Here is a 26,632-nt window from a genome sequence, read left to right on the forward strand (position 1 = left end):
CCACCGCCACATGATCATCACGAGCAGTTTGCCCCCTGCCCTGCGTCTGCAGCCACCGCCCTTGCGTACGGGGGCCGTACGGATCGCGTCCATCGATGTCGAGTGGACGAAGAACTACCGCATCAAGAACGGCCAACGCCCCTTCTGCTACAGCGTTGCGTGGCTCGACCTGCCCACCGGCCGCACCCCGGACCTGGCGGACGTGCCGTTCGAATGGACGAGCGTGTACGTCGAGGAACCCAACGAGATGGACGAACTCGTCCGCAACGCCGCGGCGACCGTGACCGCCGCCGCGGAGACGTCCAGAATCATCACCGGTCATCAGTTCTGCAGCGACCTGGCTGTCCTGGAGGCGAACGCGCCCTTGGATGCCGTCCCTCGGCTGCAGGAAGCCCGAGCGCAGTGGAAGGGCCGGCGCGACGCCGACCCGGACGAGAGCCACTACGTCGACACCCGGTTCGACGCCGGCCACCTCCTGACGGGGAAGTCCCGCCGCCTGGTCGACGTGTGTGTCGAGCTTGGTCTCGACGTCACGCAGCCGGAACTCCTCAAGGTGACCATGCCTGCCTGGCATCGCCGGTGGGTCGAGGACGGCCAGGACGAGGGACGGGAGCGCGTCAGCGTCCTGAACCTCCGGCACTCCCTCTCCACCGCCTACGTCGCCGCCCACGCCGCCGGGCTCGGCATGTGGGCCGATCAAGGCCTGAACGTGAACCGGGCCATCGCCGACGGCGCCAAAGGCGCCTGGGGCTGGCTTGAAAATTCCGTCTTTACCGATCTCCTGGAGCCTGCATGCCCATCCGAGAGTGCCGCGTTATCGCCGTCGAAGGCACCCAAGCCGCGGGCAAAACCACGCTCGTCCACGCCCTGACCGCGCACCTGCGCGAGCAGAGCATCGGTGTCGCCTGCACCGGGGAGCCCGCACGAACCAGCCCCTTCATGGAGGACATCGTCCTGCACGGTCAGGGGAACTTCGACCTGGTCGCGGAGCTCGACTTGCTGGCCCAGCACTTCACCGTGCCCCTGCGCGCCGCCCGTCACCACCAGGTCCTGATCACCGACAAGACCCCCGCGAACGTTCTGGCCCTGGCTGGCTTGGTCCTCGACCCCACCGAGCCGGGCGTGGCAGCCGTTCTCACGGCTGCAGACGCCCTGTGCAGGGCCTGGATGCCGATCGCCTACGACGCGATCGTGTTCTGCCGGGACCGGTACGACCAGAAGGCAGGCGGCGACCGCATGCGTGCGAAGGTCCTCACCATTCAGGACGAGTCCGACGCTGCCATCTACGACGTGTGCCGCACCACGGGCGTGCCGATGCTGGAGTTGCCCACGGGCCTGACGGTTGCCCAGCGTGTCCAGTGGACGATGAAGCGCGTTGGAGAGATGGGGCTGATCGCGGCCTGATCCCCGCTAAAGTCCCCACCGGCAAAACACCACACCGGTCGGAGGACGAAGCACAGTGCCCCAGCAGCCCGTGAACGACGTGATGCTCATCCTTGAGCGCGACGGCGCCGTGTGCCTTGCCGAACGGCAGGGCACCGGTTACGCCGACGGCCTGCTCAACCTCCCCTCCGGGAAGCTCGACGACGACGAGGACGTGTTCGACGCCGTCATCCGCGAGGCACGCGAAGAGACCGGCGTCGTCGTCCAGCGGGACGCCTTGCAGATCGTGCACGTCATGCACTTCCGTAACCCAGAGGGAGAACCGCGGGTCGGCTGGTTCTTCGCCGCCCGGCACTGGGAGGGCGAGCCACAGAACATGGAACCGCACAAGTGCGCGGGCCTGTTCTGGCACTCTGCGGACCACCTTCCCGACAACACCGTTCCGTACAACGCGTTCGGGATCGCCCACTGGCGCAAGGGCGAACAGTTCTCCGTACACGGCTGGGAGAGGTCGGCGTAGAGCTCAGGGTGTAACAGATCACGGCAGTTGACGTTCCCGACATGAAGGGGGTTGCGCTTTACGTCAACCTCCCAGTGAACCGGAGGAACGGTGACGACCGCGACAACCCCCCTTTCGCCCGAGACTGGCCGCTCTCATCTGCAGGAGAGTCTGTTCGCCTGGCTCGACGAGCCGAAAGCACCGCCCACGCCCGTCAAGGCGCTCAACCCCGCGCCCGCGCCTGTCATCGTGGCCAAGGAGCAGCCGCTGCAGGAGTTCGCCTCGGAAGATGCTCCGGTCGCGCCCGAGCCGAAGAAGAAAAAGGACCTCTCTCACATCTGGGTTGTCGCAGCCACCATCGAGGTCACGCCGAAGATCGCGAGCATCGCCGACTACCGAGGCAGCTTCAAGACCACAGAGGGCCAGCGCATCGAGGCGCTCGACGTGTACTGCGACGGTTGCCGCCGCCCGTACGACGAGGCCAAGGGCACAGACTGCGCCGCGAAGATCGACAACACGCACCTGATCGGTGGTGACCAGACCAAGAGGGCCAAGCGGAAGGTGCCCGCCCCGCCCCCGAACACACGGATCATCCCCGGCGGGACCATCAACCGACGCGGTATCGGTGCCTACATGACGGGGGTCTCCCGCCCTCCGCGCTGAGCACGCGACGTTAACGCCGCCCACTGTTCATGGTGCGCGGCGTGACTACTCAGCCAACTCAGCCGTCGAACGACGACCCTGGTGTCGCTCCCACCGACAGCTCTGGGTCGGTGCTCTCCGACAAGGTCGGCAGGGAGGCCCTCGGGCTTCTTCTGCTCTCGTTCGGCGTGCTCGGCGGACTCGGAGCGCTCGCCGCCCTGCACTGGACCGCCGGCCTCTCCGCCGCCCTCATCGGCCTATGCGCCAGCGGTGTTCTCGTCCGCCGCACTTCCGCGCGCCGATGGCAGCAAGACGCCGGAGCCATCGCAGCCTTCAGCGGCTACGCCGGACAGGCCGCAGTCCTGTTCTACCTACTGCCCCCGCTGGGGTGGCTGGCCCTCAGCATCCTCGTGGTCGCCGCGGGCCTCTGGATCTCCAGCGCTGAGGGGGCCTGATGCCCCGCCAGCTCTTCCCCGCCCTCCGAGGGCTCCTCGTGCCCAGAGGTGCCGTTGCCCCCGAACCCCGTCCCACCGAGACGAAGGACCTCCTGGCCGGAGGCGTCTACACGTCGATGACCCTCGCCGGCGTCACCAACGTGTGGGGCACCCCCGGCCGCGCAGACGGCTGGGACCTTGAGCGCGTCATCGTCGAGGGCTACGAGCGCAGCATCTGGACCTTCAAGAGCGTCGAGGCCATCAGCAAGCACGCCTCCACCCTCCCGGTGCAGATCGGCCGCGGCGGCGACGAGCGCGAGTTCGAGGAGACCCTCGACAACCACCCCCTGCTGCGGCTGCTGAACAAGAAGGCCAACCCGCTGGAGACGGGCGACGTCTTCAAGAAGCGGCTCAGCGCCCAGTTGCTCCTCAGCAAGAAGGGCGTGTTCGTCGAGAAAACCACGAGCCGAGGCGGGGTCCTCACCCGGCTCGACCTGCTTCCGCCGGACCGCGTCGAGGTCATCCCGGACGACGAGAACGCCTCGTACGTGAAGCACTTCCAGTTCACGGACTACCGCGGGCGCATCCGCGAGCTCCCGCCGGAAAAAGTCATCTGGATCAGGGACCCGCACCCCACCGATCCTTTCTGCGGCGTGACCCCGCTGGAGGCCGCAGGCCTGTCGATCGACCTGGACGTCAAGGCCCGCACCTACAACATCAGCTTCATTGACAACGACGGCCGCCCCGGAGGCATCGTCGGTATCGACCTGGACGGGGTCGACTCGGGCGAGGTCGACCGCATCCAGAAGCGTCTCGCCCCGGGCGCGCACCACGCCGGACAGCTCACCCTCGTCGGTACCGGCCCCGGCGGAGTGTCCTACGTCGACACCTCCGCCCGGCCCCGCGAGATGGCGTACGAGACGCTCTCCAGCGTCGCGAAGAACGAAATCCTCAGCGCCTTCGGGGTGTACGAGAGCGTCATCGGCAACGCCTCCGAGAGGACGTTCAACAACGCTGACCGGGAGGAATACAACTTCTGGGCGCACACCGAGCTGCCACACCTCAACCTGATGGCGTCGGCTTTCGACCCGGATCTGTCCGACGACTGGGTGATCCGGTTCGACACGTCCCGCGTCCAGGCGCTCGAATTCCCCCGCCGCCAGGCCCGCGAAGAGGCACGCAAGGAGTGGGAATCGGGCCTGATCACGATTGACGAGTACCGGGTGGCCGCCGGACGGAAAGCCTTCAACACGCCCCAGAGCCGCGCCCTGTGGATCAGCCCTCAGAAGGCGCCCGTACCCGCCAACGACCAGGACGCGGCCGCGCTGGGCCTGGCCCCCGCCCCGGGAGCCGGCGGACTGCCCGGCACCGACCCGAACGCCGCACTGCCCCCGGCCGGAGACCAGTCTGCCGCCGCGGCGGTCGCCGAAGCCCGCGAGCCCGGGGCAGTCTCCACCTCCACCGCAGCCGCCGACGTCGCCCTGGCCCGAGGAGAGGCCCTCCCCCAACTACCGGCCGGAACGGGAGGCACCGCAGCCGAAGAGGTCGCCGCAGCCCGCGCGCAGCTCACCGAAGCCACCCCGGGAGAAGCCGCTGACGACGTCGCGCGAGCCCGCGCCAGTGTCACGCAGCCCGAGGAAGGACCCGCCGCCGAGGACGTCACCGCGGCTCGCGCCCAACTGGAGACCAAGGCTCTGCCCGGCCAAGGGTTCGAGGTCACTGACGCCGACTTCGACGCCCTGTCCATGGCCGTCCAGGCGGCCCTCACCGCGCTTCTGGCGCGCCAGCAGGGCGTGATCCTCGCCCGGCTCCGCGCCCCGAAGACCCGCAAGCACACCCGGTTCTGGGAGCCGGAGGACGAGAACGACACCCGCGGCGGCGACGCGAACATCGACGAGGACCGCGTCGTCAGCGCAGCCCGCTGGGCGGAAGAGACCACCAACACCCTCGCTCCGATCCTGCAGCAGGCCGCGACCACCACCGCCCGCAAGCTGAGCCAGGCCATCACCAGCACCGATGTTGTGCCCCCGGCCGCGGTCGCTGCCGCGCTCGTCACCGCGATGTACGCCAGCGAAGCAGTCACGACGTTCCTCGGAGACCTCGCCGACTACCTGCGTCACATCCAGGACGAGGAGAAGCTCACCCTTCAACTCGATCGGCTCGTGGCCCTGGTAACCGGCTACTACAAGTTGCACACGCTCGGACTCGTGGCCCGAGTCGCCGAGGCATGCGCTGTTTCAACCATCAACGGGGCTGCGGACGCCGCGGCGGAGAGCGCCGGGCCCGGAGTCGTACGGACGTGGATCACACGCCAGGACGACCGCGTACGGCCCGCGCACAAGGCGCTGCACGGCACGACCCTGCCCGTCGGCACCCCGTACACGATCAACGGTGCCCAGCTCCGCTACCCCGGCGACCCATTCGCCCCGATCGGCCTGACCGTGAACTGCCGCTGCCGCCTGCACTACGACACCGACCCCAAGGAGTAGCCCGTCATGTGGCCCGCCATCTGGATCGCCTGGACCGCCGTCTTCGCCGTCGCCGAAGCAATCGCCCTGGCGAACAAGCGCGACAACGACACCCTTTCCGAGAACGTCCGACTCCTGTTCCGGACCCGCACCAGCAAGGCCGGCAGAGCCCTTTTTGCCGTCGGCTGGTTCGGATTCTCCGGCTGGTTCGCCATCCACATCCTCACCGAAACGATGTAAGCCACGGCCATCGCGTCGCGCCCGCCCGGCACGGCGCGACGTTAACCACCCACGGTGTGCATGGTCCGCGGCATGTTGAATCGCCCCGCCGCTGAGCACGCTGAGTTCGAGGTCAAGGCCGCCCGCCGGAAGTGGAACCCCGCCCTGCACCCGCGGGACAGCAAGGGGCGGTTTATCGAGACGGGCGGCACCGTCCGGCTGTGGGGCGGCAAACTCGCGCGCGTCGTCCGCGCCCTCCCCAATGACCGCATCCTCGTCCAGGACCAGACAGGCCCGAACGAGTTCACCGGCCGCAGGCACACCACCAGCGCCAAGTGGGTGTCCATGGTGGCCAGGCCGGACGGGTCCGCGCCCACCGACAACGAGGACAAGGTCCGCGAGGAAGACGACAAGCGGACCGGCGACGCGCGCCGCGGCAACGGCGTCGCCCGGGACGACGACGGCGACCCCGACACCCCGAACGACCCCCACGACTCCGACGACCGCGGCCGCCCCATCGGCGAGGACGACGACCCTGCGGGCCCCAGCGGGGACGACGACGAAGACGAGCCCGCGGACGGCAAACTGCCCGTCAACGTCGCGGCGCTGCCCAACAGGCGCAACGGCGCCTCTCGGTTCAGTGACACCGCGGCTGTCCGCCAGCACTTCCTCGACCTCGCCGACCGGCCGGACCAGACGCCGAAGATGACGCAGTTCCTGCGATCCGTCGCAAGCGACGACGAGGACCTGCACATCACCCCCGACGGCCGACTGATCGCCCTTCTCGACGACACCAACGGCCGCTGGTACCTCACCGCGACCGGCACCGGACAGCGCATGAAGGAAGCCGGCGACTTCGACACCCCGCAGGGCGCCCTCGGCTTCGCGCAGCAGCTCAACCACAACACCGGTGGTTCCGCTTCCGGCGCCGACGGGTTCGACTTCTCCAACCCGGATCTCAACGAGACGGTCGACACCTGGCGCTCACCCAAGGGCGAGCACATCCAGGCCACCATCAAGCGGACCCGCCAGGAGTACGACGCCACCCAGACCGCCCCCGCGGCTCCGCCCGCCGGCAGCAACACCGCGGTGACGGTCGACCGTGGACAGCTCAAGCCCGGCGACCGCATCACGGTCACCGTCAGCGACCGCGACGTCGAATGGCCGGCCAGCACCCGGGACCAGACCCTGCCGACGACGGTCACCGTCGAGGGCACCCTCGCCCCTACGTACGACGCGAGCAGGTGGGCGCCTCTGCTGGATGCCACCCTGACCGCCCCGGACGGCACGGTCATGACGTCCGGCGACAGCGTGCGCCTTCGCAGCATGCCGAAGCAGGCGGCGGTGTCGGGCCACAGCGACGATCACGTCCCTGAGAAGGTCCGCGCGGACCGAGTCCGTGTCGGTGACGTCGTCGCAGGTGGCGAGTACGGCCACGTCATCACGGACGTACGCCGGTACCCGGGGGGACGCACCTTCACCACCCGCAGCCTCGGCGTCGGCCGCGAGACCCACCAGTTCGGTGCGGACACCGACGACATGATGAACATCATCCCGAGGGCCCGCCGCCGCCCGGAAGACGTACAACGCAGCACGAGCCGCATGGAGCAGCACCCCAACGCTGCTGACGCCAAGCGCGCAGCCGCGGCCGTCCTCAAGGACTGGGTCGCAGTGAACGAGCTCACCGGGAAGCAGTGGCCGGACGGTGCACCCGAGGAGTTCCGCGCCCTGGCCCAGCACATGCAGAACGTCACCGACGAGCCCAAGGGCGCCAAGGGATACGGCCAGAACGGCGAGGCCATGAAGGGCGCCCTCGCTGCCCTCGACGAGTTGGACACCGACAGCCTCGACGACGGCATGCTCCGGGCGCTGCACCGCCTTGAGGAGCGCCTGGACGAGAACGCCGACCGGTTCGAGGCCGACTCCCAGGCGATCACGGAGAACAAGCGGAAGAAGCATGCCGAGAAGGAGGCCAACGCTCCAGCCGCGGGCGCCCCGGAAGGCGACGGTCCCGGCGGCGGCGGAGAGCAGCCTGAGGGAGCTGCTCCAGCAGAGGGCGAGTCCGAGCCGTACGACCCGAGTTTCCGCCAGCAGACCGACGAGAACGGCGAGATCACCCACTACCGGACGCCGCAGGGCGTCATCCGGGACATCGACGGCCGGTTCGGCGTCGGCGAGCCGGTCCGCACCCCGCAGGGCGAGGTCTACATCGTCGTCAGCGAGAACGACGACGGCACGATCAACGTGCGGAAAGAACCGTACGACTACGACGCACCGCTCGGACGGTCCGAGACGTTCCCGGCGGACAAGCTGCGGAGCATGGACGGGTTCCGTCCCTGGCGGCTGGACGCCGAGTCGGCCACAGCCGACGACGGCGCACCGAAGCCGAATGACCCTGGGGTCACCCTGAGCCCTGATGAGGTCAACGCACCCGCGGAGGCCGGGCGGGCCGCCAAGGCGCCGTCCTTGATGACGGATCCGGAGATCCGCGACGAGATCGTCTCCTTGATGGAAGCGGAGATGGCCAACGGCGGGGAGCTGTCCGGCGTCGACCGCACCCGTCAGCGGGTCCTCGAAGCCGAGGAGGCCCGTCGTGCCGGCCGCAAGCCGAAGGAAGACCCGAAGCCGAAGACGAAGCCCGTAGCGGAGGCCGACGGCATGTTCGACGTCGGCGGCCAGGAGGAACAGCGCCAGGCCGCCGACTTCAACAACCCGGACGACCAGCCAGCCGACGCAACCGGGACGCCCGACATGTTCGCGGCCGCCGAGGGCCGCGACACCAGCAACCTGCGGCCCCCGCAGATGCGCGCCCCGATCGACCTGCAGAGCGGAGACCGGTTCGTCGACGCCGACCGACGCACGCACACCGTGACACAGAAGCCCGTGCGCACGGGACGCGGCCGGGTCCTGGTCGTCACCGAAGACGGTAGGCAGCACTTCCTCGCCCCGGACAGCGAAATGCGGGTGCTGTATCCGGACGAGGCCGCCCCCGAGGCGCCGGAGACGAACAGCCCCGATGGCAACACCACGAGCCCGAACATCCCGGAGAGCGGCACCCCGTCCCCGGACGCTGCAGACGCCTCGCGCAACACCGATGCTCCGACGGGTGACGGGTCCGCCGCGGCCTCGAACCAGGTCGTCATCGACCACAGTGGCACCGGGACCACCGTCCGCTTCCCCACGCCGAACGGCGTGGTCAGCGACAGCGAGTTTGCGGCACTGCAACGGATGGGCTTCAAGCCCAGCAGGAACAGGTCGCAGCCGCGGTTCTTCTACCTGCAGAGCAACACGACGCTGTCCCGGCGCACGGAGAAGGTCCGTCAGCTCAAGAAGTGGCTGGACGAACGGAACGTCGCCTACCAGGAGCCGACAGGGTCAAACGCCGAGCAGCCGGAGCTCACCGACGAGCAGCTCGAACGGCTCAAGGGGCAGTTCTTCGCCCCTGCGGGCACATGGGCGGTCACCGACTTCCGGCCCGGCGACGAGGTATGGACCGGGTACGAGTGGGACACGGTCGACTCGCTTGGCCCGAAGAACATGCGCCTGCAGTCCCGCGGTTCCATGCCGTACAACCGTGTCCTTGCTCGCCGCCGCGGTGATCAGATCCGAACGATGCTCGACGCCCCGGAGGACGACGACACGCCCCGCCCGGGAACCACCGACCCGAAGCAGATGCACGACGAGCGGATCGTGGAGGAACTGGCCCAGCTCCGCGGCGCCACCCTGCCCGAGGGCAACGACCCGTCAACACGGGCCGTACGCCGCCAGGTCAGCGCTCGCATTCGATCCCTCGCCGATCGGCAGTCCGAAGTCGAATGGGAGCGCCGCCGCAACGAGAGCGAGCGCCGTAGCCAGTCGCTCCTCGTGCGGCAGCCGGAGCGGCTCGCCGAGAGGAAGGCCGAGCAGGTCCAGGGCCGCGATGGCACCCCTCTGGGCATCGTCTACCCGGAGAGAAAGGGGAAGTGGCGCATCGTCGACCGCGATGGACGCTTGCCCTCCGGCGCGACGTATCCGACGCGCGCGGCCGCCATCACCGCCCTCCACAAGATCACCGACATTCGCAACGAGCGCGCTGGAGAGGGCTGGAAGCACTCCGGGTGGGACGACGTGCAGGCCGGAGACTCCGTTCGCGTGCCCGAGCTGGGCCGTACGGAGAGCACCGGCCGCATGATCGTCACCGGCTGGGGGGAGCCGATTGACGTATCAGAGATCAGCCGTGGAGACCTGGGGCAGGTCCTGCTCTCCGGCCGCCGCGGCGACGAAGACGTCACGCTCGAAATCGGCCGCGCCCACGCCTCCTACGGCACATCCAAGCCCGGCACGGTGCCCGACCGTGAGAGCAGCGACGCCGGCGGCGGCATGCCGTGGCAGCAGATGCGCCCCGAGGACTTCGGCCAGGACGAAATCCCCGCACCGGCCGCCGGCTCGGACACTCCACGGCCCGCCGACGAGTTCGGCACCCCGGACCTGATCGCCAACGGCACTCCGGAGGCTCCCAGCACCGCCAACGCTGACGAGACGCAGACCGCCCGCATGGTCATGGATCAACTCCCGGAGCTGCCGCCTCTGCCGCGGCTGACCGGCCTGAACCGGCACGACAAGGAGGACGTTCGCCGCATCCGCCAGGACTACGAGCAGGTCCGCCAGTCGCTCCAGGGCATTCTCGACGGCAACCCACCGACCGGTGACGCCCGTGAGGACCTGCGACGCGTCCGGGAGAACCTCGACTTCATCCGGCAGCGCCTGAATGAGCGGATCCTCGGTGATGACCCGCAGGTCACCACCGCCCACGCCGGGATGATCGACCTCGGAAACGCCCTTGAGGAGGCGCTGCAGGGTCTCCCGGAGCGTACGGCGGCACCCCAGGGCGACGGCGCTCACGGTGGCACCCAGTACCACCCGTGGGACGTCCAGGAGGGCGACCTGGTCTCCTTCGATGCCCACAACCCGGCCGATCACACCGGCGGACTTGCCCACTACTACGGCACGTTCCGTGGCGCGTCCTCGACGGCGAACGGCCGCACTCTCGTGACGTACGAGGGGCGGGAGTGGAACGAGGACCGGCAGCAGTGGGAGAACCGCGGCTTTCAGAGCACGGTCACGATGCCGCCGCGCGGTCTCGTGGAGCGGCTGACCCCTGAGCAGTGGGACGCCTGGCAGCGCCCGGGACAGTCCGACGACGCGGACTCGGCCGACGACGCCACGGCGCCCGCCGCGCCGATCCGGGACGCGTCGCCAGCAGACATGACCGACGAGGACATCGCGGCCGAGTTCGAGGAACTGCAGGCGTGGCAGGACCGGCACGTCAAGAGCACTGGGGAAGGCCCGCGCGTACAAGGCAATCTCGTCATCGCGCTCTCGCCTGTCGCCAACCGGCGGGGCCGCCTGAAGGAGGAGCAGAACAAGCGCGCAGCCGCCCAAAAGGACAGGGAGAGGAACGAGAAGGAGAAGCAGGAGCGCGCTGAAGCGCTCGCCCGTGCCGAGATCGGCAAGCGCAACGACGACGGCTCGTATCCGGTGGCCGTCGACGGCGAGGACGCCGGTACGGTCCGTCAGCTCGCTCGTCAGTGGGAGTTCACCGACGGCGACGGCAACGGAACTCCGGATTTTTACAAGAGCCGCGCGGATGCGGTTGCCGCGCTCGTTCGACTCCGCGACCTCCGGCAGCAGCAGGCCGCCGACGCCGGCCAGCAGGAGGAGGCCCGTAGCGAGGCGCCTGAGGGCTGGGTGCTGGGAGATCGCGCTGATGTCGCCGAGAACGACATCATCCGTATGCCGATCACCCGGCAGGGTGCCGACGGCCGCCCGTACCCCGTGGGCTGGAGAGAGCCGGTCCGCGTCAACAGCGTGAACCGGAACGACAACGGGACGATGGTCCTGTCTGTCTCGAACCTCGACGGCTCGCGCTCGGAGAACAGCCCCGTCTTCCTGAGCAACCCCGACCAGACGTTCGCGTGGGCCAGTGACCGCACGCGGCCGGAGCCGACGCCGGCGTGGCACCACGAACTCCGTGCCCGCATGGCCGACATCGGCGACGACATCGCCACCCTGCAGAACAGGGACGGCCTACAGGACCCGGAGCGCATCCAGCGGCTGCAGGACCTCATCCAGCGTGTCAGCAGGGCCGAGACGGACGATCTGCAGGGCGACCTCCGGCAGATCCGCGACGAGGCCGCGTGGATTGAGAGCCAGTTCGACGACCCGGACCTTGAGCTGCCGTATGAGACACGCAGCACCAGGTCGTGGGCCACTGCAGCCCGCAGGAAGGCCGAGCGGGACCTTCGCTACCCGGACTTCCAGCAGGGAAGCGTCGACGAGCCGTCCACCGCTCCCGCCCCGGAGCTCGACGGCCGAGGCAGCCGGACGCAAGGCCTCTTCGGCGAGGGCATGAACGCCGTGGGCCGCGACTCGCTGCCGGAGATGCAGGAACTCAACGACCGTCTCGACCGCGTCGACTCCGCCGAGGACCGGGACGCCGAGCTCCGCGACATCGCTGACCGTATGGACGCGCTCGCCGAGCAGTACGAGCTCGCCGGGCCGCAGGGTCAACTCGCTGCTGACCGGTTCCGTCGTGCTGCGCGCGTTGCCCGCGGCGAGCAGGACGAGCGCCGCGACGACGAGGAGAACCGCAGGCAGCACCGTGACGACGCTGACCCCGACGCGGGGGTGGCCGACCTCGACGGTGAGCCCGATGGCGGCGGCACGGGCGCGCCGGACGGCCCCGGTGACGGCTCGAACGAGGCCGTGGACAGCGGCGATGTCCGCTCGTCGCGGTCCCGGCACCGCGACGTGAACTCTCTGCGGAACGCCTGGCGTACCGGCGAGGGCCTCACCCCGGCCGAGGACACCCCTGAGCGGCGCGCTCTCCTGTCTGCTCTGGCGGAGCGGGAAGACCTCGCTCTGTCGCCGGAGGGCGGTCTGGCGACGTACCCGGAGCCGCAGGCCGACGGCAGCACCGTGTGGCACTTCGCCCAGGCCCGCAACGGCACGAACCTGCCCGGCATCACCCTGGCCTCCACCGATCCCGAGGAGGCGCAGGCGCTCGCCGGACGGTTCGAGGAGATCACCGACCGCAACGGCGACCCCTTCGACTGGCACGCTCCGTGGGGCCCGGCCAACATCGCCGCCTGGCGCGATGGGGAGGGCCGCAACCTTCCCCAGGCGCTTCGCGCAGTGCAGGACGACTACGAGCAGGAGCGGACCGGCGCCTTCACCCTGCCCGAGGACCTGACCACCCTGAGCGACTCCGACCTGGAGGCGGCCCCGCTGCAGGGCCTGGGTCCGGAAGACATGTTGCGCGTCATGGCCGAGATGGACCGCCGCGACGGCTTCGTTGACGAGCGAATCCATGCCGCGGTGCCGGAGACGCCCCCGGCGAACTCCGAAGAGGCGGAGCGCGAGGGCCGAGCCATGGACGAGGCTCTCCGTTTCGGCGCCACGGACATCACGCAGCCCGCGCCGGCCACCCCCGGCCGGATGCGCCGAGAGTTTGACGGCCTCGATGCGGAGCGCTTCCAGGCAGCCATGCAGGCCACCGGCGGGCGCCTGTTCACGCCGGAGGCGGAGGGCTCCGGCGTTGACCCGCGTGACCTGTTCTCCGGCCGCAAAGTCACCGCCGCGCAGGCCCGGAAACTCGCTTCGCGGGAGCTGCGTAGCTGGTGGGACGCCAACGGCGGCCGGCTCACATACTCGACGTACTCCCAGCGTGAGCAGGACCGTGTGCTGCGCGCCGAGTTCGCGGACATCGACGAGGCCCGCTACCAGGCCGCTCTCGGATACACGAACGGCTACTTCTTCTCGCGCAAGTACAAGTACGCCGACAACGTGCCGAGCGAACGTGATTTGTTCTCCGGCGGCAGCCTGTCCGGGTTCGGACAGTGGCGGCAGTACGCCAGCGAGGAGCTGCGGGAGTGGTTCGACAACAACGGCGGGCGCCTGACCTTCAACGAATTCAAGAAGCGTAAGCGGCAGGACGACCGTGCGGCGCGTGAGGAGTACGAGGCCGAGCAGAACCAGCGGCAGGCGCCTCCCGTCGACGAGCCGGACAGTCCGCCCGAGGATCCGTCGTCCCCGGCGCCAGCGGAGACGCCGGCGTACGACCCGGCCGTGCCCCGCTTCGCGGACCTGAACGCCGTTCGCGATCACATCCGTAACGGGCAGCTTGACCCGCCCGCCACGGCCGATCCGGCTTTCCGGCACCTGACCGCGGAGGAGCGGGCGCAGATCGCAGACGACAAGAAGAACACCAGGTTGTCGCGCGGCGGACGCCTGGTGGTCTACGGCAACCGCGAAGCACGCACGGGAACCACCGACGGCCGCCGTTACCGGGTTGCCGTTCCCGGCAGCCTCACGTCCCTGCTGAGCGAGGAGAGCGAGGGGTTCGACACATTGAAGGACGCCCTCACCGCGGCCAACCTCGTCGAGGAGCAGATTCGTGACGCCGACGGACAGCCGTTCCCCTGGGACGCCCCGGACGCGGCGGCTCGTGCCCGCGCCTTCCGCACCGCCGACGGCGACAACCTCGTCGACGCGATAGCACGCGTTCTCGCCGCTGACCCCGACACCAACAAGTACGGGCAGTGGAACTTTGAGATGGACCGTGCCGAGGAGCGGCGCGCGTTCAGGGAGAACGCTGACGCGTGGCACCAGAAGTGGGGGGCCGAAGGGTTCACCGTGGTTGCCGACCCGGCAGACCTCCGGGAAGGCGACGAAGTCGTCTTCGTCCAGCCCCGTACGAACGCGTCCCTCGCGCCTGGCCCTCAGCCGCTCGGCACCGCGCGCGGCACCCTGGCCGGAGGACGCTCACGCCGCCAGATGACGACAGGCATCCAAGGACTCGGCGCGGCCGACTCCTACATCTACCCGATCACAACCAGCTGGACCGACGCGGACGGAACCCGTCACGGCGACACCGACACGCTTTACAGCGCGAACATGAAGCTCGGAGTGGTACGCCGCAAGCCACGCCCCGAGGAAACTGACGCCAGCACACCGGAGGCCGACAAGCCAGCACAGCCGGTCACCCGCGCACTTCCGGAACCCGCTGCCCCCCGGCCGACTGCGGCCCAGCAGCGTCGCAACAGCGACCGCGGCGCGGCCCCTGAGACGTCATCGACTGCGGCAGCCGACGTCACCCCCGCCCCGCCGGTCAACGCTCTGCAGGCCGAAAGCGAGGAGGAAGCCGCGTTCCGCTTCGGTGGCCGCGACCAGATGCAGGCGTTCGCCGACATGGCCGAGGTCCGCCCCAGCGGGATGGGCGACTCCGAGTTTGTGTGGTTCAACGGCCAGCAGATCGGATCAATCTCCAGCCTGCACCAGTCCAGAACCGACGAGTCGCCGGTATGGAACGCGCGACCGTTCTTCGGCCTGGGCGCGGACCGGCGCAGCCGATCGCAGAGCCGTGTCACGGCCGTCGCGAACCTCGTTGTCCGTACGTTGCAGGACGGCCCCGCGGACCCGGCGAACCCGAGCGACGACGTATGGGACACCGTCACAGCGAACTTGGCGAGTATCCAGGAGGAGCTGCCGGAGCTGCCGCAGGCTCTGCGGAACGCGCCGGAGGCCAGTGCCCGCTACGAGCGGCTCAAGAGTCTTGTAGACGCGTTCCGTGACCAGCGTTCCCCGAGCGGGAACCTGCGGCAGGATCTGACGCAGGCGCGCGATGACTTCACCTGGCTGCGCCAGGCTCTGGACGGCCCCAAGCGGAACCAGAGGCAGCGCGACGAGATGTCCGAACTGGGCAGGCGCTCTTTCTGGGCGGACCGCATCCTTGACGCGCTCGGCGACCCCGACAACGACGTCGAACGGCCTCGCGGTGACGACGAGGAGCAGAACACTGCCGTCCCACCGTCCCCCGAACCCCCGGCGCCGGACGATCCTGTAAGCACTCCGGAGGACACCCCGCGTCCCCCGGCCGAGCCCGACCCGGAACCGAAGCCGGACCCGATCGGCGGTCAGCCCGCGCACTGGGCTCGGGTCGAGGACCTGGTGCCCGGCGACATGGTCCGCATGGACGGCACCACCAAGAAGGGCCGACCGATCCAGCGCGCCGGTTACGTCTACACCTCGCCTGTACGCGTGGAGGTCACCCGTCGTGGCCGCACTCAGCACGAGTGGCGAACCTGGGTCACCGAGAACTCCGACGGAACTGGCGCGGCCGGGAACATCTACACGTCCACGAACGCCGCCGCAGCACGTGCGGAAGCACCCGACGACATCGTGCCCGGCTCCCCGGCCAGCGGTGCGCAGACCACGCTCCGCTCCGGAGACCTGCCCAACCAGATTCCGGTGGACCGCGACGGCCGCGGCCTGTTCCCCGGCAGCACCGTCACCGGCACCAACGACCGTGAGGGCACCGTCACAGGCGCCACCGACACCACCGTCTCGGTGCACTGGTCCGACGGCAACGACGACACCGCTCTCTCTCCGACGGCGGTCACCGTCACCAACGGGCAGCGCCCCGACGGCTGGACCGCCGACGGTCAGCGCGTGACAACCCAGAACATCGTCAGTGACACGGACGGAGCGCTCCTCGGCCCGGTTGACGACGTCGACGGAGACAGCGTCACCATCACCACGGCGGATGGCACCATCGCCCGCAGCGCGGGGGACCTGCGTGTCACCGGCGAGGTACGTGACGACACTCCCGCCCCCGCACCGGTGACCGCCATCGACGAGCCCGCGGCCGGGGACCTCAAGGACGGCGACGTCGTGGTCTTGGACCTAGACGGGCGCCTTGCCGCCGTCGTCATCACCAGCCCGCCCAGCCGGGACGGAGACCGCGTCGCCCTGCAGTACGCCGACACCAGCACCGGCGAGATCGGCGAGATCGACGTGGACGCCCGTGCGGTACTCCCGCGCGCCCTCGGCCCGGACGGAGGCGCCCCGGACCTCAGCCCGGATGACGCTCCCGCCCCGGCCGACGACCTGACCGTGCACCCCACCCCACACACCGTGGATCCGGTGACCGGCCCGACCGTCGACCCCGGCCTGACCACGGGCGACCGGACCGTCATCGGCGATCACGCCGACGGCCCGGATGACGACCCCGACGCCCACCAGGCCGCCGTGCGGATCACCGCCGACCTACCCGTCACCCCAGAGCAGGCCGCGGCCCTGGCCGCGCAACTGCGCGCGGCTGCGGATCCGTCGACACCCGAGGGCCGTGCCGCCCTGCGAGCCGCGGACCATCTCGACCGCACGGCCGGCAGGACGCCGCCCGCAGGCTTTGACCGGCCTCGACCGTCGAACGCCGCGCAGATCGGGGAGGGCGACCTGGTCGCCATGCCCGACGAGCGCCGCGGCGACCAGGTGCGCGTCTTCCGCGTCATCGACGCCGAGGACGGCCCAGGAGGCGTGCGCAGCTTCCTCCTGGAGGACGAAGACCAGCAGTGGCGCCGCCGGATCGTCCACGCGGCGATGCCCGTGTGGCAGCTCCCCGAGGCCGCCCCGGACCCCGTCACCCCGCCGGACCCGGACAACGACGACGCCGGCAGCACGCCGGATACGGGCGGGACTCCGGCAGCCCCGGATTCGCCGAGCACGCCTGACGAGCCCACAGCACCCGTCGCCCGCGTCCGCCCGGGGAGCCTGCGCGCCGGAGACGTCATCGACGCCCCTGTCAGCCGGACCGGCTACCGGCTCAACGGCCACCGGAGGCTGACCATCATCAGCGAACCGCAGCGCAACGGCTGGTGGATGCAGCTCACCGGCGTCGACGAGGACGGCAACGTGCATGACTTCGGTCTGCACAACGGCCGCGCCGTGAACGTCTACGACCGCAACCGGCCCACCCCGGCCCTGCCCCCGATCGGTACGCCCCGCGACCCCAACCAGGTGCCGCAGACTGACGTCGACCGGCTCGTCAGCGACCACGCCCGCACCGTTGCCGCGCGCATCATCGACGAGGCGGTCGCCGGTACCAACCCGGCTGGCGACATCCACGCCCTGCGTGAGCAGATCGCGCAGCGCCTCACGGCCGACGCGCTGCGTAACGCCCGTCAGTCCGCCCGAAGCGACGGGTCCGCCGCGCTCGATGCCGCAGGCATCACCGGCCGGGACCGGGCGGCCGCCCAGCGCCGCCTCCGTGACACCCGGGACCAGAGCCACAAGGACACCGTGCGGGCAGCGCTGCGCACCATCAACGACCTTGAGCCCCTGGACGGCGAGAGCAACGAGGACCTGGCGGCCCGCGCCCGGGACTTGCTCCGCCTCATCCCGGCCCAGGTCGCCGGTCGCCCGTCGACGGACCCGGACGCCGACCCCGACGTCACTAACGCCGCTGCAGGTCACGCGAACGGCGCGGTGAACGCGCTCCTGCGGCAGCTCCGGGCCGCGGGCGTCGACCCGGGCGACGTCGAACGGATCGCCCGCATCCTCACCCAGCAGATGGCCGGATCCCGGCAGGCGACCGCCCGACGGATCGCGGCCCGGGTCGCCACGGCGAACCCTGCCGCCGGACGGCAGCCGGGACTCATGGCCCGGATCGTCGCTCTCCTGGTCCGCATGGCCAAGCGCCTCGCGGAACTGGTACAGGCAGGCGCCCGGAAGATCGCCGAAAAGTACCGGGACTCGCGCGAACGCCTGCGCCGCTTGCGGGCCTTCCTGGGCCGCATGATCCGCCGGGTCCGGCAGTGGCCGGAGTCGCGCCGCCTGGCACGTCTGCACCGCGCGGTGAACCTGCCCGACGCCGACGGCGACTCGCTGGCCGCGCGGATCTCCCACTGGGCCGGACTCATGCCGGAGCCGGGCCGGTTCGGGCAGGCGCAGCGCCGCGTCACCTTCTGGCGCCCCACCACGTGGGGGCAGCTCGCTGCGGGCCGGCTCCCGGACCGCTCCGACCGGATCCAGTGGACACCTGACCGGGCGGCCGACGGTGGCCCCGGCCTGACCGCGCTCCGGCACATGGCTGCACTGCGGGCGGCCGGCAGCGACGTCGACCAGGACGTGACCCGCCGTCTGTCCGCCGCACTCGGCGACGATTTCGACGACGACCCGCACGCCACGCTGCAGCACGCCGACGACTACGTAGCCACCAACGAGCGGCGCCTGGTCACTCTGCAGGCGGCCCGCAGCGGCGGGACTATCCCGGACGACGAGGACCTCGAAGTCGAGATCACCGCAGCCCGCGCCGAGCTTGCGTCCGCACGCCGCGAGTACGGCGACCTGCGGACCCGGTACGCCGCCGCGGTGCCGGACGCCGTGGCCGCGGCCCTGGCGGACATCCGCGACATGGGCCCGGAGGGCGCCAACGCGATCGTGTTCGGCCCGGACACTGACCCGGATGCCGAGCGGGCCGTACGGGGCGTGCAGCGCCTCGTGCCGCGGGCCTGGCTCAACGGCCCCGAGCTGCGCCGCCTGACGGTCGTGAACGGCGACCAGGGCCGCTACGAGCCCGACGGGCAGCAGATCACGGTCGCCGACCTGGCCGACGAAGGAATGGGCACCGCCGGGTATGCCCTGGCGCAGCACTTCGCCCGGCACCTCGGCGACCTGGACGCCGCGCAGAGGGCGTTCTGGTTCAGCAGGACGCACACCGGCCGGCCCGGCGCCCGCCGTATGCAGCCGAGCGCCCTGGACCGGCTCCTGCGGCGGTGGCAGCAGACGCAACCGGACACCGGTGACAGTCTCGCGCGGTCCGTGCAGGCGATGTTCAGCGGTGATTGGTACCAGGACGACGACTTGCGTGCGTTCCTCCTGGGTCTGATGGCCACGCGATAAGGAGGCAGGCAGTGTTCACCGTCACCGGCTCGTTCGACGACGGCGCGACCTACACAGTGCAGATCACCGGGCGGGCCGACCGCCCGGTGATCGGGTCGTACCGGGCTTCGGCCCTGGTGGAACTCCACCAGGGCGAAACGATCGCCCTTTCGCCGACCGGCCCCACAGCGGCCGTTGCAGGAGGCGACGAGAAGTCCATCCTCGCGGTGCTCCGCGAGTACACCAACGTCATGGAGGAGAGCGGAGCCGTCCCGAGGCGGGCGCGTGTACCAGGAAGCTGACCAAGATCATTCTCGCCCAATTGGGCGAGAACGATCTTGGTCGGGTGAGGGTGTCGCAGCCGCAGCGACACAAGCCGCACCGCGTGCGCATCCTCCGCCCGTGACCAGATACGGATTCGCCATCAAGGCTCTCCCTAAGGGCGGCAAGCCATTCGGGGAGGAAGACGACGAGAACGACGAGACCGACGAGACCGAGGGCGCCGAACAGGCCCCGTTCGGCAAGGCCGACACCAGCGTCTCCGACACCGACCCCGCCGAGGGCCTTGAGGAGGAGCTGCCCGAGGACCCGACAGTGGCTCCGGCCGCGCTCGGAGAAAACCCGCCCATGGTCGAGGAGGACCCCCAAGCAACCCCGGACCCCAGCACCCCACCCGAAGGGGAAGGCGGCGGAGGAGCCACCCCAGAGCAGCCCGACGACGACTCCCGTCCCTGGGCCGGAGACGAGTACAACGAGGGCGACGAGACCGCCCCCGACGGACCCGAAGCATGGTGCGCCTACACAGGCACCGGCGGCGAACAGGCTTGGCTCGACAAGGGCCTGGACGGCACACTGACCGGATGGATCAGAGACAGTGACGGCCAGGTGTGGCGTTACACCGACCCGGACGCGTGGTCGACCGACGTTGACGGCGCGCAGATGACACAGACGCACCACAACGGCGAGGACCAAGCGAATGCGGCAGGAGACGCGGCACCCACCAGCCCGCCCCCAGCCGGCGACCGCGGCGCCCAGGACCCTCTGTTCGCGGGCCAGTAAGGAGAGCCGACAGTGACCGTCCAGCTCGACCGTACGACCTACCAGGACCGCTACAACGAGGGAAAGGCCGCGCACGACCAGGGTGACCCCTTCAACTCCTGTCCGTACGACATGTACGGCGGCGTCGAGGAGCGGTTCGGATACCGCTACTGGGGCAAGGGCTGGTCCGAAGCCCGCTCTGCGGCTGAGGCACAGTCCCAGCCCCCGGCAGAGCCCAGCGCAGGACAGTAGCTCTACGCGAACGGCACGGTGCCCGGCGGCCCACTGTCCACCGCCGGAGGTTCCCCGCCGTGCCGACCGCTGCTCCACCCACCAAACCCGCACGCCCCAGCACCATCCAGCGAGGCACCAGCCGGGCAATCTACGCCGTCACCGGTGTCGTTGATGAGGTCGAGGACTTCATCGTTCCCGGCGCCTTCGCCCGCACCCTGGCCACACGCACCGTCAAAACCGTCTGGCATCACGGCTGGAAAGACCCCGTCGGCGTCGTCTGGGAGTGCGAGGAGTGGATGCCCGGCGATCCCAGGTTCCGGGACGTCCCCGGGGACTGGCCCGCCGAAGCCGGCGCGCTCGTCGCAACCGTGATCTACAACCTCCGCACCCGTCAGGGGCGCGACGCATACGAGCAGGTCAAGCAGTGGCACGAGCACAAGCAGGCCGCGTTCTCCATCGGCTACCGCGTCCCGGACACCGGCGCGAGCAAGCGCGGCGACGGCGTCCGCGTCATCCATGACCTCGACCTTTTCGAGGTCTCGCCGGTCCTGCACGGTGCGCACCCGCTGACGCGCAGCCTTGAGGTGAAGTCCGCCATCGGGGCCGGCGGGCACGACGGGCTTGAGTACAAGACCACCCCCTCCCACGTCGAGATCGACGTCTCCACCGCTCCGAAGGAAGACGCCGTCAAGGTGGCGGGCCTGGCGGTGAAGGCCGCCGACACGGACCGCCTGCTGATGATCCAGCGGGCCCTCGACAACGACGATCCCGCAGCGGGCACGTGGGAGATCCCCGGCGGGCACCTGGAGGACGGCGAGGACCCCCTCACGGCCGCCGTGCGCGAATGGTCGGAGGAGACCGGCTCAACCCTGCCCGGCACGGCCAGCGTCGTCGGATCATGGACCGCGCCGAACGGTATCTACCGCGGCTACGTGGCCGTGGTCCCCACCGAGGACTCCGTGCCGATCAACACGCCGCACGACGGACGCCGCGTAGCCAACCCGGACGACCCCAAGGGCGACGCGACCGAGGTCACCGCCTGGTGGCCGATCACGGCCCTGCCCGACATGGCGCTCCTGCGGCCGGAGTGCCGTGACACACCGTGGGCACTCCTGGCCGGCGCCGCCCTTCCGCAGGCCACCGCGCCGAAGGAGCTCACGCCTGTGTCCCCGAACGTCCTGGAGGGCATCATCGCCGCCACCCGGGACGGAGTGACCGGCACCGAGAAGAAGTCCGCGCGGGCCGCGGTGAAGGCTGCCCGCGACCTGCCGCGCATCGAGCACAAGTCCGCCCGCTCCATGGTCGCCGAGGCCAAGAGCATCCCCGTCCCGCTGGAGGCCCCCATGACGTCGTCCACTCCGCTGCCCGAGTCGCAGGAACAGTTCCGTGCCCGCCTCGCCGACGCCGTCCGTGAACTCCTGGACCAGGACGGCGGCACCTGGACGTGCATCGACGGCACCTATCCGGACCGCGTCATCGTGTCCATGCACACCGAGGACGAACGACGCAGCAGCCACTACGCGATCCCGTACACGGTCACGGCCGACGAGATCACGCTCGACAAGCCGCAGCCCGTGGAGCTCGCCACCGTCGTCGTGCCCGAGGGGACCGCAGCCGCGACCCGCACCGCCACCGAGGACGAGGACGTCGACGCCCGCGTTGTACAGCCCACGGTCGGCGCACTCTCCGACGCCACCGCCCGCGTCAGCACCACCACCGCGGGGCCCGAGCACCTCGAAGGCATCGGCGACAAGGTGCGAGAGCTGATCTCCGCCCTGTCCGCGAAGGGCCTCGACATCGACGATGACGAGCGTGCGGCCGTAGACGATCCGGTGTCCGATACCCCGCCCGGCCTGGATCTGTGGGACGAAGAGACCTTCGACGCCGACACCACGGGCGCCACCGAGGACGTCACCTCATCCCCCGAGGACGAGGACGTCGAGGACGTCGAGGAACCGGCCGTTGCGGAGCCGGAGGACACCGTCCGCATGGACCCCGACGAGGTGAAAGCCGCACTCGCCCTGATGCGGAGCTGAGTTACACCTCCACGCCCGCGTACCTACCGCAGCCACCAACAACAAAACAGCAGGTCAAAACCCATGTGCTGCCCGCTCAAGACGTCAAGAGCGGGCAGCACGCGACGTTAATGCCCTTCCCCCTCTTTCATCACGCCTCGCGTTGAGGCGTCCCGGTGCTGGCCGGGCGAGCGACGCACGTCAACCGCCCCCAGCACAGGGAGAACACCCCAGATGTCCAGCGCACGTATCGCGGAGCTGCAGAAGGCGCTCCAGCTCAAGTCCGCCGAAGCCGAGAACATCAGCCAGGCCTTCAAGGTCGAGGACGGCGGGCAGTTCGTCGTCTCCACCGAGCAGGCCAAGGCCTTCCGGAAGGTCTCCAGCGAGGCGCAGGAGATCAAGTCGCTGATCGACGCCGAGCAGGGTCTCGTCGAGATCAAGCAGTACCTCGACGCCCCGGAAGCGCCGCCCGCCGCGGCCAGCCACTACGGCCAGCGCCCCGGCTTCGAGGAGAAGTCCCTCGGCGACCTGTTTGTTGAGTCGGGCTCCTACCAGAGCGCCACGTCCTCGCACTTCCGTGACAAGCCCTACATCCGCGCGGACATCGAGGGAAAGTCGATCTTTTCCCTGTCCGCGGGCACGGTGACCCACCAGGTCCTCGGCTCCGCCCAGAATCTGGGCATCGCGGAGCGCCCGTTCCGGAAGTTCCACATCCGCGATCTTTTCCCCAAGTCCACCACCAAGAACGCCGTCCTGTACGGCGCCCGTGAGACCGGCTGGACGAACAACGCCCGGCAGGTCAAGGAGCGGTACGCCGCGGACGGCACCTCGCCGGCCACCGGAGCGGACACCGACACCTGGGGCCGGGCCCCGCGGTCCAAGCTCACGCTGACCCCGGTTATGTACCCGGTCGCAGAGGTAGCCCACCTGCTCGACTCCCACAAGAACATCCTGGCCGACGAGCCTCGCCTGAAGACCTTCATCAACACGAGGATGGTCGAAGGCGTCAAGTACTCGGAGGACTGGGACCTCCTGCACTCCGTGGGTGACGGGCAGTCCCTCACCGGCATCTACAACACCCCGGGCGTCCAGCAGTACACCGGTCTCGCGACCGACCAGTACAGCGTGCAGATCCGGCGCAGCATCACCAAGGCGCTGCTCGCGGAGTACGACCCGACCGGCATCGTTCTGTCGCCCACGATGTGGGAGCACGTCGAGGTCGAGGAGGACAAGAACGGCGCCTTTCGTGTGGCCATCGCCGTCGCGATCGGTGCGGAAAAGAAGGTGTGGCGTCTCAACGTCGTCGAGACGACCGCGATGAGCGACAACGACTTTTTGATCGGCGCGTTCGGTCTCGGCGCGCAGCTCCACGACCGCGAGTCGGTGTCCGTCACCGTCTCGTCCGAGAACGCCGAGAACTACGAGAAGGGTTTGATCACGTTCCGTGCCGACGAGCGCCTGGCGCTTGAGGTACCGCGCCCCGAAAGTTTCGTCATCGGCACCTGGACCGAGCCGACCCCCTGATCGGGGCCGCAGTGAGGGGGTGTACCCGGCACGCGGGTGCGCCCCCTCCCACGTACCACCATCAAGACCGACGGAGGACTCTGGTGATCGAGAAACAACCCATAGGCCTCGCCCAGGAGCTGGAGGCCCTTGCCGGAGCCCCCGCGGCTCACAGGGGCCCCCGCTGCAGCGTCGGTTCCCTCCTGGAAGCCGCAGACGTCGACGTCGCCATGTCGCTGCGCACGGTGCTGGACACGGCCAACGTCTCCGCCACAGCCATCGCCGAGGCGCTCAGCCGCTATGGCGACCCGGTGACGGCCTACACCGTCAACCGGCACAGGCGCCGCGGACAGCCGAACGGATGCCGGTGCGAGTGATGACCCTCAACAACGAGCTGCAGGCACTCCTAGAGCCTGCCTCCCAAGAGCAGAGCCGAGCCCCGCAGGTGGAGCGCACCTATGCGCCCGCGCCCCGAGGGTGGGAGAGCGGGGTGCGCTACGAGCCCGGCGGCACGATGGTCGTCACGGCTCCTCCCGCTGGAAAGCCGCCTGCCGGTGAAGGAGAGAAGGACTGGCGTGCGCGCGTCGAGGAGATGGGCCTCGCCGTCCCCGAGGGATTCCGGGTCCGTCTGGTCGAGGCCAAGCACGATCCGGCCGCCTGGCATCGCGACAACCAGGGCGACGACGCCGTCACCCGCGGGGTGTGGCGCTGCAGGTTCGTCATCGAACCGGCCGAAGCCGCATGGCTGTCCGCCGGTGACGTCGACGCCCTCGTACGGGACGTGATGCGCCGCCGCAGAAAGCCCCGCCCGGCCGTCGACACCGCCGAGCGAGCCCTGGTCGTCGTCTACGCGGACGCCCAGGCCGGAAAGGTCGGACGCGACGGCGGCACCCCCGAACTCATCGCCCGGATCGCCGACCGGTTCGACCGGCTCGATGACCACATCCGGGACCTCAAGGCCGTCGGCCGCGCCCCGTCCGTCGCCTACTGGGCCGACGCCGGAGACTGCGTCGAGGGCTTCGAGAACACCACGCAGCAGCAGTTCACGAACGACCTGACCTTGACGGAGATGGTCCGGGTCCACCGCCGCGTCACCTTCGAGGGCCTGGACCGCCTCGCCGGGAAGTTCGGCCGCGTTGTCGCCGCGACCTGCGGCAGCAACCACGGCCGGGTGCGCCGCGGGAAGGACGCTGTGGGCCCGCCTGTCGACGACTGGGGCATCGAGGTCATGTCGCAGATCGCCGACGCCTACGCCCGCAACGAGGCCGCGTACGGGCACGTGTCGTTCGTCATGCCGGAACGGTGGCGGGACACGGTGTCGCTCGACATCGCCGGGCACATTGTTGGCCTGGCCCACGGCCACCAGTACGCGCGCCCGGACAAGGCTGGTGACTGGTGGAGAGGCCAGACCTTCGGGCGGCAGCCGGTAGCGGACGCCGACATCCTCATCACCGGCCACTTTCATCACTTCCGCGCCCAGCAGATGGGCAACGGCCGGCTCTGGATTCAGGCCCCCACGCTCGACAACGGGAGTGACTGGTACGCCGTCCGCTCCGGCGAGGTCTCGTCATCGGGCCTGATGGTGTTCAGCGTCGGCCCGGACGGCTGGGACGACCTGCGGATCCTCTGAACGCGACGCAAGCCAGTCCGGAACCCCACGGTCCGGCGCATGAATGACAGACCACGGTGGCTACTCACCCAAAACAGCGATCTCCGCAGACAGGGCATCTACAACTGGTCGATCCCGGCGTGGGCCGGGACCCTACCCGACGGCCGCAACTACAACACGTGTCCCTCGGCCGGCGTCTGCTCAAAACTTTGTTACGCGCGCCAGGGGAGCTACCGGTTCACCAACGTCAAGGCCCGGCACGAGGCGAACCTGATGATGGTGCTCGACGATCTGCCCGGCTGGGAAGCGCAGATGACCGCCGAGCTCCAGCACAAGCGGTACCAAGACCGCTGGGTCCGCTGCCACGACGCCGGCGACTTCTTCAGCGCGGAGTACATCCGCGCCTGGATGCGCGTCATGCGAGCCGCTCCGGGCGTTCGTTTTTACGCGTACACCAAGAGCGTTTCTCTCTTCCGCGAGAACGTCGAACCGGACCCGCCCGCGAACTTCAAGTGGGTGTACTCCCTCGGTGGCCGTGAGGACCACCTCGTCGACGTGACCATCGAGCGGCACGTCGACATCTTCCCCGACGAGGAGTCCCTGACCGAGGCCGGATACGCCTCCCGCGGCCAAGAGGGGTGCCTGGTGTCCGTCCTGGGCCCGCAGAAGGTCGGCATCGCAGCGAACAACATCAAGCACCTCAAGAAAAAGCAGGGCGACCAGCGGTTCAGCGAACTGCAGCGTGCCCAGGACGAACGCCGCCGGGGCCCCGGCAAGCAGTTCCAGAGCGGCCGTCCGTAGCCACCGAGCGACGCACCAAGATCATTCTCGCCCAATTGGGCGAGAATGATCTTGGTCGGGTGGGGGTGCCGCAGTGGCGGCGACACAAG

16 protein-coding genes are annotated in these 26,632 nt (G+C 69.7%); all 16 read left to right on the forward strand.

Annotation, left to right across the window (positions count from 1 at the left end):
• The first annotated feature begins 10 nt into the window (after window positions 1–10).
• The 16 genes from ACZ60E_RS33320 (at window position 11) to ACZ60E_RS33395 (ending at window position 26,543) form a co-directional block, all read left to right on the forward strand.
• Window positions 11–871, forward strand: coding sequence for a hypothetical protein (locus tag ACZ60E_RS33320; protein WP_469445295.1), 861 nt, complete (start codon window positions 11–13; stop codon window positions 869–871).
• Window positions 793–1,404, forward strand: coding sequence for an AAA family ATPase (locus ACZ60E_RS33325; RefSeq protein WP_469445296.1), 612 nt, complete (start codon window positions 793–795; stop codon window positions 1,402–1,404). Before ACZ60E_RS33320 ends, ACZ60E_RS33325 begins: the two co-directional genes overlap by 79 nt.
• Window positions 1,405–1,459: 55 nt before the next feature.
• Window positions 1,460–1,903 (forward strand): NUDIX hydrolase, encoded by a 444-nt coding sequence (locus ACZ60E_RS33330; protein WP_469445298.1) that lies wholly within the window; start codon window positions 1,460–1,462, stop codon window positions 1,901–1,903.
• A gap of 90 nt (window positions 1,904–1,993) precedes the next feature.
• Window positions 1,994–2,545, forward strand: coding sequence for a hypothetical protein (locus tag ACZ60E_RS33335; RefSeq protein ID WP_469445299.1), 552 nt, complete (start codon window positions 1,994–1,996; stop codon window positions 2,543–2,545).
• A gap of 41 nt (window positions 2,546–2,586) precedes the next feature.
• Complete coding sequence (locus ACZ60E_RS33340; protein WP_469445301.1) at window positions 2,587–2,979, forward strand: hypothetical protein; 393 nt, start codon at window positions 2,587–2,589, stop codon at window positions 2,977–2,979.
• Window positions 2,979–5,447, forward strand: a complete 2,469-nt coding sequence (locus ACZ60E_RS33345; RefSeq protein WP_469445303.1) for a phage portal protein — start codon at window positions 2,979–2,981, stop codon at window positions 5,445–5,447. The genes ACZ60E_RS33340 and ACZ60E_RS33345 overlap by 1 nt, the downstream gene beginning before the upstream one ends.
• Window positions 5,448–5,453: 6 nt before the next feature.
• Window positions 5,454–5,666, forward strand: a complete 213-nt coding sequence (locus ACZ60E_RS33350; RefSeq protein WP_469445305.1) for a hypothetical protein — start codon at window positions 5,454–5,456, stop codon at window positions 5,664–5,666.
• Window positions 5,667–5,738: 72 nt separating this feature from the next.
• Complete coding sequence (locus ACZ60E_RS33355) at window positions 5,739–19,364, forward strand: hypothetical protein (RefSeq protein ID WP_469445307.1); 13,626 nt, start codon at window positions 5,739–5,741, stop codon at window positions 19,362–19,364.
• An 11-nt stretch (window positions 19,365–19,375) separates the two neighbouring features.
• Entirely contained in the window at window positions 19,376–19,645 is a 270-nt protein-coding gene (locus ACZ60E_RS33360; RefSeq protein WP_469445308.1) for a hypothetical protein, read from the forward strand.
• Window positions 19,646–19,745: 100 nt separating this feature from the next.
• Complete coding sequence (locus tag ACZ60E_RS33365; protein WP_469445310.1) at window positions 19,746–20,402, forward strand: hypothetical protein; 657 nt, start codon at window positions 19,746–19,748, stop codon at window positions 20,400–20,402.
• 12 nt (window positions 20,403–20,414) lie between these two features.
• Window positions 20,415–20,633, forward strand: coding sequence for a hypothetical protein (locus ACZ60E_RS33370; protein ID WP_469445312.1), 219 nt, complete (start codon window positions 20,415–20,417; stop codon window positions 20,631–20,633).
• 59 nt (window positions 20,634–20,692) lie between these two features.
• Entirely contained in the window at window positions 20,693–22,651 is a 1,959-nt protein-coding gene (locus ACZ60E_RS33375) for an NUDIX domain-containing protein (protein ID WP_469445315.1), read from the forward strand.
• 213 nt (window positions 22,652–22,864) lie between these two features.
• Window positions 22,865–24,154, forward strand: coding sequence for a phage major capsid protein (locus ACZ60E_RS33380; RefSeq protein ID WP_469445316.1), 1,290 nt, complete (start codon window positions 22,865–22,867; stop codon window positions 24,152–24,154).
• Between the two features lie 83 nt (window positions 24,155–24,237).
• Entirely contained in the window at window positions 24,238–24,510 is a 273-nt protein-coding gene (locus ACZ60E_RS33385) for a hypothetical protein (RefSeq protein ID WP_469445318.1), read from the forward strand.
• On the forward strand, window positions 24,510–25,763 hold the full coding sequence (locus tag ACZ60E_RS33390; RefSeq protein WP_469445320.1) for a hypothetical protein: 1,254 nt from the start codon (window positions 24,510–24,512) through the stop codon (window positions 25,761–25,763). The genes ACZ60E_RS33385 and ACZ60E_RS33390 overlap by 1 nt, the downstream gene beginning before the upstream one ends.
• 39 nt (window positions 25,764–25,802) lie before the next feature.
• Window positions 25,803–26,543, forward strand: a complete 741-nt coding sequence (locus tag ACZ60E_RS33395; RefSeq protein ID WP_469445322.1) for a GP88 family protein — start codon at window positions 25,803–25,805, stop codon at window positions 26,541–26,543.
• Window positions 26,544–26,632: the final 89 nt, after the last annotated feature.

Source organism: Streptomyces sp. NPDC102514, assembly GCF_055584525.1.

What these genes read in the sequence shown, in the direction of transcription:
- ACZ60E_RS33380 (WP_469445316.1), top strand. Translation starts at nt 22,865, where the DNA reads ATGTCCAGCGCACGTATCGCGGAGCTGCAGAAGGCGCTCCAGCTCAAG.
- ACZ60E_RS33320 (WP_469445295.1), top strand. Translation starts at nt 11, where the DNA reads ATGATCATCACGAGCAGTTTGCCCCCTGCCCTGCGTCTGCAGCCACCG.
- ACZ60E_RS33355 (WP_469445307.1), top strand. Translation starts at nt 5,739, where the DNA reads ATGTTGAATCGCCCCGCCGCTGAGCACGCTGAGTTCGAGGTCAAGGCC.
- ACZ60E_RS33395 (WP_469445322.1), top strand. Translation starts at nt 25,803, where the DNA reads ATGAATGACAGACCACGGTGGCTACTCACCCAAAACAGCGATCTCCGC.
- ACZ60E_RS33345 (WP_469445303.1), top strand. Translation starts at nt 2,979, where the DNA reads ATGCCCCGCCAGCTCTTCCCCGCCCTCCGAGGGCTCCTCGTGCCCAGA.
- ACZ60E_RS33350 (WP_469445305.1), top strand. Translation starts at nt 5,454, where the DNA reads ATGTGGCCCGCCATCTGGATCGCCTGGACCGCCGTCTTCGCCGTCGCC.
- ACZ60E_RS33325 (WP_469445296.1), top strand. Translation starts at nt 793, where the DNA reads ATGCCCATCCGAGAGTGCCGCGTTATCGCCGTCGAAGGCACCCAAGCC.
- ACZ60E_RS33390 (WP_469445320.1), top strand. Translation starts at nt 24,510, where the DNA reads ATGACCCTCAACAACGAGCTGCAGGCACTCCTAGAGCCTGCCTCCCAA.